The sequence below is a fragment of the Bdellovibrionales bacterium genome (assembly GCA_016716765.1).
Lineage (GTDB): Bacteria > Bdellovibrionota > Bdellovibrionia > Bdellovibrionales > UBA1609 > JADJVA01.
The window spans coordinates 17,937-30,728 of sequence record JADJVA010000007.1 but is presented as its reverse complement, the minus strand read 5'-3'; the positions used below and the strand labels follow the sequence as shown (position 1 = coordinate 30,728).

Below are 12,792 nucleotides of genomic sequence, written 5' to 3'. Positions count from 1 at the left end.
TGCCTCTGATATTTTCTCGATGACTAACTGTTGGAGTTCACGATAGATCCCATGAACAACCAGGTACAAAATCTCGCGCTTATCAGGAAAATAGTGAGCGATGTGGGAACGAGCAAACCGGCCTTGAGACCAATCGTATTGTAGTTAAAGTGCTCATAACCACCCTCTGCCAAACACTCCACTGCAGCTTTGATGATTTCAACTTTACGAATTTCACCTTTGGTTATTCGAAGGGGCAACATTTTTCGATAGAGCGGATCGATCTCCTCAGTTGCCGCCTTCACATGCCACCAGTTCTAAAGAACTCTCGCCCCCTGAGCCCGGAGAATCCTCTTGATCTCTTCGACATGTTCGGAGCTTCTGGTTTCAAGCAAAAATTCGATACTTGTTTCACTGATATCAAGCCCCATTCCCAGGCGATCGTGGTAGACCTCTAAGACGTTGGCCCTTTGATCAGCCAATACACCTGTGATCTTGTGTAAATTGCCAGGAACATCGTTCACGACAACCTGAAGTCGTGCCAATCTTCCGCGACGACTCATACCTCGTTCAATGATATTCGCCAAGGCATTTAGATCGACATTCCCCCCCGACAGAATAAAGACGGACTTCTTTCCCAAATCCAAGGTCTTTTTTAATGCCGCAGCCAAGGGCATGGCTCCGGCCCCCTCAACAAGGGTCTTGGACCGCTCCAACAAAAAAACCATAGCTTCGGAAATCTCATCGTCTTTGATTCGAATCACTTCGTCGACAAGCCGGGAAATGTAATCCTGATACATCAATTTACTGGGGGCTTTGACTGCTGTTCCATCAGCGATTGTCGGTCGATTGGGAGCTTTCATCTCTGGTTCGCCTTTAAACAAATGATACATTCCAGGTGTATTGTCACTCACCACACCGTAAATCTTGCACCCGGACGCAGCATTTTAACCGCTGTTGCAATTCCAGAAATCAAGCCGCCTCCACCAATAGGCACCACGATTGAATCGACGTCAGGAAGGTCCTCAAGAATTTCCAGTCCGATTGTCCCCTGACCTGCAATCACTTTAGGATCTTCGTAGGGATGCACAAACACATAGCCCCTCTGCTGCTCAAGCTCTCTGGCCCGAGCGTAGGCTTCGTCGAAAAATTCGCCATATAAAATAACCTCAGCCCCGTAGCTTTGAGTCGCCATGACCTTCACCAGAGGAGAATTCACTGGCATCACCACATGCGCCTTCACCCCTGTGTAACTGGCGGAGAGCGCCACACCCTGAGCATGGTTTCCGGCGCTGCATGCCACGATTCCCCTCGCTTTTTCAGGCTCTGTGAGACTTGATACTTTATTAAAAGCACCCCGGATCTTAAAGGAACCGGTCATCTGCTGGTTTTCATATTTCAAATAGATGTCCGTTCCCAGCCATCGCGAACAACTTCGAGAATGAAGGAGCTGGGTTTTGCTCATTTTGGACTTAATCACCTGGGCCGCTTGTTCAATATCATTATAATTGATTGGCATGCTTCAATTGATAGCTAATTCTGGGCGTTCGTCAAGATCAACCACTCGACCTCTTGAATCAGTTGATTCCGTCCGATAAGGATTTTGATGAACCTCCTCTTTCATGCTTTTGGCATACTACTTGTTTTTCTTCTTCATGCTGATACGCAGTCAGAGTCAGCTAGTACGAAGGACCCGTGTAAGTTCAATCGCGGGAGTTGCCAAGATCAGGCAAAGAACATCAAGGCCATCTCCGAAAAGGCAACCGAGAAAAATGAATCTGAAGAGATTCTTGATCCTAAGATTGTTCCTTCTCTGAAGGAGTGGTCTGAACCAAAACCTTCTGAACTGGAACTTGTAGAGAGAGGCAAAGCCCTCATTAAAGGGTACCAAGAACTGACAAGAGTCCATGGACTGTCATACAGCCCTCAAGTTCTTACATGCAAGGCATACAACGAATCCACGTTTGATCTAAGAGCTAAGGCCTCAAGCTCGTCTGCATCGGGTCTTTGCCCAGACAACGAAGAGCACCTGCAGAGATCTCTTCACCCGAGGAGACTGGTTTTCTTCTAAAGTCGCTGGATTTGAACAGATTAAGAATGGGGCCACCTATTACGAGAAAATGAAATCTTTTCCTCTTGCTCAAATGGAGATTGGCCTGGCCATCCTCCATCAGAAATTCGAAGAAAGTAATCCCAAAAATCTTAAACTGCGCTAAAGAGATACAGGAGGGGACGACGATCCGACTGTTAACGAGACTTACGTAAAGCGAATTTTAAACTGTGAAAAATGTTTAATAAGATCCTCTGCTGTCACTATAGAATGCCTCAATAAAGCCAAGCCTCCCCAAGAGTCGAAATAGAGAAGGGAAGAATTAACATGCTCAAGACGGTGCAACTCTCCAGGCACAATCCTTCAAGCTCTTGGGAAACAGCGAGGGTTGTGACGGTATTTGTGATTCAACTCCTTCTCTTTGCCTGCTCACTCCCTACCTTGGCCCAGCCGGCTTGGACCATGAAGTCTCAGTTGGAAACGATTCTGTCTTCGACGGTCAAGCGATTAGTCTTACTTTAGCCAAGGAGATAAATCACTGCCTTCCTACGCGCCAGAATCTCCCCCATTTGGATTGGTTTCTGAAAAGGAAATCCTTATTGGCGATAGACTTTATTTTTTAACGGGGTGGGCACATGGTGCTCATACGGTTTTATTCCGAGTTTTTGATCCAACAAGTCAAAGCTCGCTGCCCATATGTGAAAAAATCTCAGAAGCAGAAGATTCTGACCTCAGATTAGAAAAAGACAAATTAGAAATTCGGATCATCAACTCTGACGACAAGCTTTCTGAAGAATGGATCCGTTGCGAAAAACAGAAGACGAAAAATCAAAATCACAAACAAAAAATAAAGTATAATCATGATCTTGATGGTAGGCCTGATCAAACCCCTTCCCAGTAGACCGTCAGACCCTGTATGGGCAAGCACTCACCGGCCAGCTGTTCGGGTCTCAGCCCACAGTCCTGAGGAGTCACGACAAGACGATCATCGAAATAAAAGAACTGACAGAGATGCTTTCCACAATGAGAACAGCATTCCACCCTTCTCTCTTGCATTTGATTGAGGTTTCCGCAGACATGACAGCGACGAAAATGAGTTGGCTTTTGCATTAACTTTGGCTCCTTCGAGGAACTTCTCGTTCAGTTAATACTGAGCCCACGGTTTTCTTCTCGAGACCATCCATCGGCAAGGCCCAATCCACCGATTTCTCTCTGATGAGGGCCGAGGTTCCCCAGAGGTAAACTCCTCAGTGTCACTTTTTCTTTCACACAGATGACACCAAAAGGCTAACAAAAGGTCCCTATCTCTCGCAAGACAAAATTATTTAAATATTTGATTTCATTAATGAAACATGTAAAACAACTTGACGCATCATCAAACAATCCTAAGAATGTCAGAGGCTTTGCCATCCTTGTCATATTGTCCCACAAAGTGAAGGATTCACATACGGATGGGGCTTGATCCATTATAGGCCAGAAGGCATCATTGTACGAATGTTTCACAATCCTTTTTTCATGCTAGTTTTAGTTTTTTTTCTCATTTTGCTTCCAGCTCAGGAAAGCTTGGGATGATCAACGTCACCAGATTTGACCTTAAAGGAAAACGTCTTGGAAAAAATGAGCGGGAGAAGTGGTGCCAATCGAACAAGGGAGAGCGGCTGGTTCTTACATTCTAGCTACTTCGCCGATGGGAAGACCGCCACCGAAGGTTCTTATTTGCTTAATAAAAAAGACGGCCGGTGGCGTTCCTATTTTTCAAATGGACATTTAAAGGAAGAAAATCATTGGCGGAACGGGCGGCTCAAATGGCAGTTATCAAACATTTTTTGAAAATCGCCAAATTGAAGAGGAAGGCCGTTATCAGCGAAACTGGAAAACAGGCCTTTGGAAACGCTATCTCTCAGATGGGAGCTTGGGCTCCTCCATTGATTATGGTGCGAGTCACTTTCAGATCTACGGACACTACTATGGCGTGAGCGGAAACTCTGACATCAGCCACTTTACCGCACTTGATATGACCGCACGCTGGCCGGCCGTACTCGTCGATCGAATGCTGATTGAGACAGGACTCGTCATCGGTTGGGTGGGAGGAAGAAATGATGAATATGTGGTGACGATCGCACCAGAACTCCGATTTTTGTGGTGTCTGGGGCCTTGGTTTCGACTTGGCCCTCTGGTTGGGTATGAAAAGTGACCTCGCCTGACTTCAAGGCAAGTTTTGGCGGCCGACTTTCCTTTTATCTTGGAGGCACTCAAGCGACTGAACTCCATCGTCCTCGTCGCTCATTTACGGAACTTGTTTTTACTGCCAAAGTGCTTTCGTCTGAATACCAGGTTCTTATGGCAGGACTTGATCTCTGGGGATTTTAATTTTCGACTGAATCGAACGGGCATTGGGGTAAATTTCAACAAAACTTTCCAGCACAAGACTTGCTCCGCCGACCAAAAACCCGTCGACATCTTGTTGAACACCAATTGTCTGCGAATTATCCGGTTTGACGCTCCCACCATAAAGAATAGGGATTGTTCGAGCGTGTCTCTCGCCCACCATCGCATTGAGCGCTTTCCTCAAAACCGAATGAGCTTCGCCAGCCTGCTCAGGGCTTGCGACCTTTCCGGTTCCAATCGCCCAGACAGGTTCATAAGCCAGCCAAACCGGTTTTTCCCAGTCTACGTCATGAAGTCCTTGCTCCAGTTGTTCAACAATAACTCGATTTGTCTCATTCGCCTCACGCTGAGAAAGAGATTCACCGACACACAGGAGTGGAATCAATCCTTGTCTTTGCACGGCGGACACTTTCTTGGCACATTGCTCATTGGTTTCGCCAAAAGACTGCGCCTCTCTCGCTGTGTCCCACCAAACAATGGGAGGCTCCAATTTCTCTCAAAACAAGTGGTGAATTCTCGCCGGTAAAAGCTCCTTGCGACTCAAAATAGCAATTCTGGGCACCCCATCCCACCGCCGTGTCAGCAAGGATTTCCCGAGCCACCAATAGATCTATTGCTGGCAAGAAAATAAGAAAGTCTGGATGAAACTCAACATCTACATATCTTCGAAAATCGCGAAGAAAGGTCTCAGCCTCAGACGGAGATTTATACATCTTCCAATTGCCTGCACAGATTATTCTCTTGGCCATTGCTGTGACCCCCTTTTCATGGATATGGGTAAGTATATGGGTAAGGATATGGATAGGGAACGAAAAAATTAGGCCCTCACGGCTTCGATCCCAGGAAGCTTATCTCCCTGGAGATACTCGAGGCTGGCTCCTCCACCTGTCGAAATATGACTCATTTTATCGGCCAAAACCGAAGCCTTTGCCGCTGCAGCGGAGTCTCCCCCCTCCCACAATCGTCACCGCATCAGAATTGTCAGCCATCACTTGGGCCACGGCAAAAGTTCCCTTCGCCCGGGGAGCTTTTTCACACACGCCCATTGGGCCATTCCAAAAAATCGTCTTTGCTCGCTTTAATTCTGCGCCGTAAATAACTTGGTTTTTGGGTCCAATATCGACTCCCATCCAGCCATCGGGAATAACGACTGTTGGAGTGATCTTGGCCTCGTCCACTTTATCAAAGGCCGGAACAATCACATGATCAACAGGTAACAACAATCTCTTGTTGCGCGCTTTTATTCTTTCGAGCAATTCAGCTGCAAATTTCAATTTGTCCTTCTCGACAAGAGAAGTCCCAACCGCCACTCCCAGGGCTGCAAGAAAAGTGTAGGCCATCGCTCCACCCACAACGAAAGTATCCACCCGATCAATCAGATTTTCAATCACACCAATTTTATCACTGACTTTAGCTCCACCAAGAACTGTAACAAATGGAGCTTCATGATTAAAAAGAACCTTATCGAGATATTCGATCTCCTTTTTCATCAAGAATCCAATGCCTCTTACCTTAACCTCCCTGGCCAGTGCCACGATACTAGTGTGGAGCTCGATGACTGGATCCAAAGGCATCATTGATATAAACATCCGTATAACTTGCTATCGCGAGCGCAAGATCCCTGCCATTCTTTTCTTCGTCTGGGTCAAAACGCAGATTTTCAAGAAGAAGCACTTGGCCGTCCTTCCATCCCTTCAAAATTGCTTTTGGAGCATCGCTTCGAGTGTCGTCAATGAGCACCACATCCAGCCCGAGCAGATCACTCAAGTGAACACCCACTGGCTCCATCGAATACTTCTTGTCCGTCGGACTCTTAGGTCGCCCAAGATGAGAGGCCAGGATCAACCGAGCTCCCTTGTCGAGAGCGTACCGAATCGTTGGAAGCGCCGCCTGAATGCGGTTGTCATCCGTTATCTTTCCGTTTTCCATGGGAACGTTAAAATCAACTCTCAAAAAAACGGCTTTTCCTTTGAGCTCTAATTCCTCGATTGACCGAATACCCTTTAAGGTCTTGGACGACATGCTACTCTCCTCATAAAAATATTTTCTCACGCGGTCGCGATCAAAGTCCCCGCTCGGCCATATACAGCGCCATATCCACCATCCGATGAGAAAAACCCATTTCATTGTCGTACCATGAAAATACCTTGGCAAAATTTTTGCCCATCACCATCGTGCTGGGGAGATCCACGATCGAACTCGCCGAGTCTCCTATGAAATCACAACTCACTAACTCATCCTCTTCACAACGAAGAATTCCCTTGAGTGGTCCGTTGGCTGAAGCTTTTAAGGCCGAGTTAATGAGATCCACGCTCAGCTCTTTTCTCGTTTCAAAAACGAAATCAACCAAACTTCCGTCGGGAGTCGGAACCCGAATGGCCAACCCATCAATCTTACCCTTAAGTTCAGGGAGAACCTCGCCGACCGCTTTGGCCGCACACGTCGTCTTAGGAATCATCGATACCGCGGCTGAACGGGCTCGTCTTAAATCTTTATGAAAAGCATCTAAGACCATTTGATCGTTGGTATAGGAGTGAATCGTCGTCATAAAGTTACGTTCAATCCCAAAATTGTCATTCAAGGTCTTTGCTAGTGGTGCCAAGCAATTCGTTGTACACGAAGCATTGCTCAACACTCTGTGCTTTTTGGGATCGTAAGACTCATGGTTAATTCCATAAACAATTGTTAAGTCAACCCCGTCAGCCGGAGCTGAAACCATAACCCGTTTTGCTCCGGCATCGATATGCTTAAGGAAATCTTCCTTTTTCTTGAACGCACCGGTACATTCAAGGACCAAATCCACTCCTCAGTCTTTCCAAGGAATTTTTGCCGGGTCTTTCTCCGCACAAAGAGGAATTTTCTTGCCTCTCACTTTGATGTCGTTTTCTCCTGCTTCCACAGAATGACCGTAACGACCATGAGTGCTGTCATACTTAAGCAAATGTGCCGCTTGTTTTGCGTCTCCTAGATTATTGATTCCCACTATATCGAACCGGTCGAAGCCAGCTCGAAAAAGAATCCGTCCAATCCGTCCGAAACCGTTGATACCCACGCGCAATCGACTCACAGGAACTCCTTTGTTTAATACGACTCATGCCCTAGAGATTGTCGTCTTCTATTACAAGCCAACCAAAAATCCAAGTGCTACACAAAAAACGCGGTGTGCAAGCGTGGCGATTCAGAAAATGTCAGGCAAATCCCAACTCAGTTGAGGACTCCCAACTCGGTTGAGAGCTCCCAACCTTGTCTAGGATTCCCATATGAGTTTGGGAAATAATCGCAAAGCATTGCGACAGGTCTGCTCAGACAGCTTTGCCATCGAAATGCCTTTGAGTTCGGCAACCACTCGAGCCGTGTGGACAACAAAGGCAGGTTCGTTTTTCTTTCCACGTTTCGGGAACTGGCGCCAAATAAGGACAATCTGTCTCGACGTGCAAGCGATCAAGAGGAACCATCTGACAAACTTCGCGCAATGCCCCTGCGCTCTTAAAGGTGACGACCCCACTAAAACTAATATCCAAACCGAGACGAAGGCTTTCTTCAGCCAACCATAGACTTCCCGTAAAACAATGAACAAGTCCGCGAATTTTCGCCCTGAACTCCTTTAGGATCTCGATTGTGTCCTCTTCGGCATCGCGAGTATGGATCTCCACCTGCATGTTTGTCTCGAGAGCGATCTGCAACTGGGATCGAAAGGCCTCGCGCTGAATCTCACGTGGGGCATGTTCATAATGCTAATCAAGACCTATCTCGCCGACAGCCAAAACCTTGTCCTGCTGGAGGTGAGATCGCATATTCTGTCCAACTTCCTCATTGTATAGAATGGCCTCGTGGGGATGAACTCCTAAGGTGCAGTAAACCTCGGGACCCAAAGTATTTGCCAAAGCCAGGACGACCTCGTGGTCCTCGGGTGTGGTCCCAATCGTAATGACCCTTTCTACCCCGACCGAGCGCCCATGGGCCAGTGCTTCCCTGCGGGCTCATTTCTAAAAAATGAGATGGCTATGAACATCGATCCAGCGTTCAGTGACTTCCAATGTTTTACTCACTTTCTTTTGTTGCATTCATGGCTTCATTGGCCCGAACGAAAAAGGCATCCCAAGTCAAATGACGATCCCAATTTCTCTGAATGCCCTCTTCGATTTCCAATAACTCACCATGGAGCCAATGCAGAATCCTTGGATCCAGTCGTGACATTTTGTCAATCTCTGGCAGAGAATCTGAATGAATGAAAGGAACCAATCCCTCCCTTTTAAAGAGGGCATCTCGAATCAATTGACGAGCCCACTGACTGCTTCGAAGACCCTCCTCTTGATCCTTTCCAATTTCCATCATCTCACGTGCCATTTCGAAGGGAGCCTTTTCTCCCAATTGCGACCACAACTGAAGAGTGGCCTGGCGCTGTGTGATGACCTCTGGTTCACGGAGCTGGTTAAGAACATCGAGACGACCCATACAGGACGCCTTCATCCAATCCTCAATACCAGGAACCTGTCCCAAGTCTGCGCGCGACAAAGGAGCCATTCGCACAATCTGAGACCGTGACCGAATGGTGGACAAAACACTGTAGGCACTCACAGCTGTCAGTACAAAATAGGTGCCTTCCTGAGGCTCTTCGAGAGCTTTTAGTAAAGCGTTGGCTGCTTGCACGTTCAGGCGGTGAGCCTCTTCAATAATAATAACTCGAGCTCGACCCCAGGCCCGCAAGTTCAAGAAACGAAGAATTTCATGCGATTGCTCAATCTTGATTTGTGTTCCGCTTGGAGAAATATGAAGCAAGGCCTCTGATTCTCCCTTTTCTATTCGTCTGCACGAAGGACACTCTCCACAACCCCGCCGATCAACTTCGCAAACAAGCGCCTGAGCCATTGACCTTGCAAACAACTTCTTGCCGATACCGGCTGGCCCCACCAATAACAGCGTCGGTGAAAGTCGATCGATTTCAACAGCGGAAAGCAAACGATCTTGAGCTGTTTGATGGCCCACTAATTGGTTGAAAAGTCGAGCCATCCCTTTTTCTCCAAGTTTAGAATCAATTGAGCCAACAAAATATCGGACGCGCTACGACCATCGAGGACCAACCATCTTTTAGGTTCCGCTTTAGATTGATCCAAATAATTGTTCCTCACCTTCTGGTGAAACAGCTGCGCTTCCCTTTCAAACCGATCCTTCGTTTGACCACTTTCTTGCTCGCGCCTGGATATCCTTTCGAGAGAGTTTTCAACTGGAATATCGAGTAAGACAACCAGATCTGCACAGACCCCGTCACTCGCATAATGATTGAGCCACTTCACCGCGGCTTCGTTCATGCTCCGTCCCCCGACCTGAAAGGCCATCGTGCTTTCAGTAAAACGGTCGCACAGGACCCACACCCCTTGAGCCAACTGGGGACGAATGACCCGGTCCACATGTTGGGCCCGCGCAGCCTGATACAGAAGAAGCTCCGCCCGAGGAACCGGAGTATCCCCCTCGATTCGCAACAACTGTGTCCGAATCTCCTCGCCCAGAGGTGTTCCTCCCGGCTCACGAGTCACCACCGAAGGCAGGCCCAAGGTCTGCAGGTGACTCTCCAGACCACGAATTAGAGTTGATTTCCCGGCTCCATCCAAGCCTTCAAAGACTACAAACGCCATATTTCCTTCTCTCCGGTCGAACTTCAAAAGTCACTTACAATAAAGACATTATCCTGCTCTTTTGGTCTTGCCGCTATGCGATACATTCGACTGATAGTGTATTTGATTTATCACTCCCTTACGCACCAGTTCAATATGACCGATAGGCGATATATATGGCTGTTTCGAAAAAATCAAAATTCTGATCGCCGATGATGATCGGCAATTGAGCCGAAGACTTGGCGATTTCCTTGCGGAATGCAATTTCGAAGTACACAAGGTCGAAAAGGGAACTGATGTCCTGAATGAGATCAATACCTGGAAACCTCGCATGGTATTAATTGATCTCATGCTTCCAGAGGGAAACGCCTACGAAATTTTGGAAAAAATCAGGGGAGAATCCAAAGTCGGCAGATCTTCTCTCCCTCAGATCATCGTTATGTCGGGGCACAACATAAAAAGCAATGTCGAGAAATCGCTCCAACTGGGGGCCAGCGATTACATCATCAAACCCTTTCTGTACGAAGATGTCCTGCATCGGTTGATTTTTCATCTGCGCAAAACTCGAACAATCCAGGAACTCAATCCCAATAAAGATAAATCCGTCGAAGAAGGAACTCTTTTGCTCTATCTGACAGACCTGGTCTTAAGAACCGCCAATGCAGCCGACCCCTTGGCCGATAAACTCTTCAACCTAACCCGAATGGCTGCGATGAAACTAGATGGGGTTCGCTGCTCTATTATCAAGGTTCACAATCATAAGGAAGGCGAGGTCATCGCTTCCCATGATTCCAGAGATGCAACCGGAATTAAGTTGGATCTCAACAAGTATCCAGAAATTATCCACGTCTGGCAGACCGGTGCTCTCCTCGCGATCGAAAACATTGATATGAGCTCAGAACTCAAAGCCATCAGAGAAAGCCTTAAATCCGTCAATTTTAGTTCCCTCGTCGTCTGCCCCTTGTATCAAAACCATAAAATCTATGGAGCCTTTCGCTCCGGTTGCCCGCCGAAAAAAAGAGACTCTCTGACAACGAAATTCGATTTGTAGAAATCATCGGACACAGCCTCAGCCTTGTTCTAAGTGCCTATAATTCCAATAAAAAGGAAGATCTGGAATCTGTTGCCGTTTGAATTTTCAAAAAGAAAAAGAGCCTTGGACTCCACCCCCTCTGACATAAACTAATAGACTAATAGATAGATGGCATAGAATATGCGGGAACAATCCAATAAAAATTCATAAAATTTAGATGACGATCAAAATGGCCTCCCCTATACTCCGGGGCCTTGGAGGCGCCTCATTTATGTTAGCATTCATCACCGTCGTTCACTTATTTATTGCTTTGGTACTCATCATCTTTGTTCTTCTTCAAGACTCCAAGGGTGGCGCCGCAGGGGTTTTTGGCGGTGGAAGTGGATCCAATAGCCTGTTTGGATCAACAGGTGGAGCCGACTTTCTAACCAAAATGACCCGTTCTACGGCCATTATGTTTGCGGTAACTTGCCTGGGCTTGGCCTATCTGACTTCCAAGCCCCAAAAAAGTTTGATGGATAAATACGTCCCTCCACCAGCTTCTCAAACAGCTCCTTCCAATCCAGAACTTCCGGCAGCTGTTGCAACGCCGACACCTGCTGATCAATCCACAAGCAAGGATACAGCAAAGCCGGCCACTGATACTTCGAAAGTTCAGCCCACTCCTGCCGATAAAGCTGACAAAGGCGATAAATAGTATTTTTTTGATTCCGCAGGACAGAACACAAAACTTTGATTATTGAAGACTTCTCGGACAGTGCTATGCTTCGATCATGCTTCGTCATCCTGCCACCTTATTTTTGTGTGTTGCGCAATCATCGGGCTCTCTGTTGTTTCGTTCACTCCTGATTTTAGCCAGTTTATGGCCCGATATTTTCATCCAGAAAAACAGAGTGAATTGGGCGCCGAGGTCGCCAAATACACCTTATCCGAAGGAGATCGGGTTTGGCGTCGATTTCACGGAAGACCTCGCAACACCCGTTTATTAAAATCAGGGTCGATTCACCACCAGGATCAGCTCCTGGTCGATAAAAAGTCATCTCTTTCCCTGAACTTTCCAAATGGAACAGAACTAAGGCTATTGGAAAATACGAAGGCAATCATTGAGCTTTGGAATCCAAACGATACGAATTCTCCTATTTATCTAACCATTTTATTTGGTGACTTCGAACTCCTTCGTGACGGGACAAAGGGAAAACTCTTTATCGTCAAGGACCGCCAACTTTTCTCCCCTTCCTTTCGTCCAAAAAAGAAAGAATTCGAACTCATCTTTAAAAGTTCTGAGATCGGAATCGCGCGACGTGAGTTAAATCTAATCCGGAGGAATCGAAGGCTGAAAATCCAAATGACAGCCTTGAAGGTGAAGAAGCGACACCTCAGCCAGCTGCACCTAATCCAACAAAAGAAGCCCTCCCCGTCCTCGACGGTGACGAACTCTATTCCAGATACTCTCACAAATTCCTACATCGAAGATACGATCGTGAACCAAAAGAGCCAATTCCAAAAATGCCAGGCCAATTCTATTCGGGAAACAGGTCCCGTAAATGGCCAGGTAGTGATCAGTTTCACCATCGATCCACGTGGAAAAATTGATGAGGTAAAGGTACTACAGACAACAATTGAAAATCAGCAACTCCTCAACTGCTTATTAAGTGTTTTTAGAAACACTCCTTTTCAAGCATTCAAAGGCCAACCCATCACTCGATCTTTTCCGCTGACTTTTGAATGAT

Annotated in this window: 9 protein-coding genes and 5 pseudogenes; 5 read left to right on the top strand and 9 right to left on the bottom strand. The window is 46.9% G+C overall.

The window, feature by feature from the left end; translation table 11 throughout:
• Positions 1-23: 23 nt before the first annotated feature.
• Both IPL83_06325 and IPL83_06320 read right to left on the bottom strand, forming a co-directional pair.
• Positions 24-284: a hypothetical protein gene (locus IPL83_06325; protein ID MBK9038761.1), complete on the bottom strand. Its 261-nt coding sequence runs from the start codon at positions 282-284 to the stop codon at positions 24-26.
• A 12-nt stretch (positions 285-296) separates the two neighbouring features.
• Positions 297-1,498, bottom strand: a pseudogene (locus IPL83_06320) (threonine ammonia-lyase).
• An 87-nt stretch (positions 1,499-1,585) separates the two neighbouring features.
• Here IPL83_06320 and IPL83_06315 point away from each other — a divergent pair.
• On the top strand, positions 1,586-2,050 hold the full coding sequence (locus IPL83_06315) for a hypothetical protein (GenBank protein MBK9038760.1): 465 nt from the start codon (positions 1,586-1,588) through the stop codon (positions 2,048-2,050).
• 861 nt (positions 2,051-2,911) lie between these two features.
• Here the strand turns inward: IPL83_06315 and IPL83_06310 are convergent.
• On the bottom strand, positions 2,912-3,139 hold the full coding sequence (locus tag IPL83_06310; GenBank protein MBK9038759.1) for a hypothetical protein: 228 nt from the start codon (positions 3,137-3,139) through the stop codon (positions 2,912-2,914).
• An 802-nt stretch (positions 3,140-3,941) separates the two neighbouring features.
• Here IPL83_06310 and IPL83_06305 point away from each other — a divergent pair.
• Positions 3,942-4,223, top strand: coding sequence for a hypothetical protein (locus tag IPL83_06305; protein MBK9038758.1), 282 nt, complete (start codon positions 3,942-3,944; stop codon positions 4,221-4,223).
• A 144-nt stretch (positions 4,224-4,367) separates the two neighbouring features.
• On the opposite strand, the pseudogene IPL83_06300 reads toward IPL83_06305, so the two are convergent.
• The 6 genes and pseudogenes from IPL83_06300 to tmk all read right to left on the bottom strand — a co-directional run bounded on the left by IPL83_06300 (position 4,368) and on the right by tmk (position 10,050).
• Positions 4,368-5,166 (bottom strand): annotated as a pseudogene (locus IPL83_06300) (triose-phosphate isomerase).
• A 68-nt stretch (positions 5,167-5,234) separates the two neighbouring features.
• Positions 5,235-6,439: pseudogene (locus tag IPL83_06295) on the bottom strand (phosphoglycerate kinase).
• Between the two features lie 40 nt (positions 6,440-6,479).
• A pseudogene (gap, locus tag IPL83_06290) lies at positions 6,480-7,484 on the bottom strand (type I glyceraldehyde-3-phosphate dehydrogenase).
• Between the two features lie 180 nt (positions 7,485-7,664).
• A pseudogene (locus tag IPL83_06285) lies at positions 7,665-8,481 on the bottom strand (TatD family hydrolase).
• A complete protein-coding gene (locus IPL83_06280) occupies positions 8,459-9,427 on the bottom strand; it encodes a DNA polymerase III subunit (protein ID MBK9038757.1) in 969 nt (322 codons plus the stop codon). The pseudogene IPL83_06285 and the gene IPL83_06280 overlap by 23 nt, the downstream one beginning before the upstream one ends.
• Positions 9,403-10,050: a dTMP kinase gene (tmk, locus tag IPL83_06275; GenBank protein ID MBK9038756.1), complete on the bottom strand. Its 648-nt coding sequence runs from the start codon at positions 10,048-10,050 to the stop codon at positions 9,403-9,405. The genes IPL83_06280 and tmk overlap by 25 nt, the downstream gene beginning before the upstream one ends.
• A gap of 205 nt (positions 10,051-10,255) precedes the next feature.
• On the opposite strand from tmk, the gene IPL83_06270 reads away from it, so the two are divergent.
• The 3 genes from IPL83_06270 (at position 10,256) to IPL83_06260 (ending at position 12,791) form a co-directional block, all read left to right on the top strand.
• Complete coding sequence (locus IPL83_06270) at positions 10,256-11,080, top strand: response regulator (GenBank protein ID MBK9038755.1); 825 nt, start codon at positions 10,256-10,258, stop codon at positions 11,078-11,080.
• 253 nt (positions 11,081-11,333) lie between these two features.
• Positions 11,334-11,759, top strand: coding sequence for a preprotein translocase subunit SecG (secG, locus tag IPL83_06265; GenBank protein ID MBK9038754.1), 426 nt, complete (start codon positions 11,334-11,336; stop codon positions 11,757-11,759).
• A 60-nt stretch (positions 11,760-11,819) separates the two neighbouring features.
• The gene (locus IPL83_06260) at positions 11,820-12,791 is read left to right on the top strand and encodes an AgmX/PglI C-terminal domain-containing protein (protein MBK9038753.1); all 972 of its coding nucleotides are present in this window, start codon (positions 11,820-11,822) and stop codon (positions 12,789-12,791) included.
• Position 12,792 lies beyond the last annotated feature (1 nt).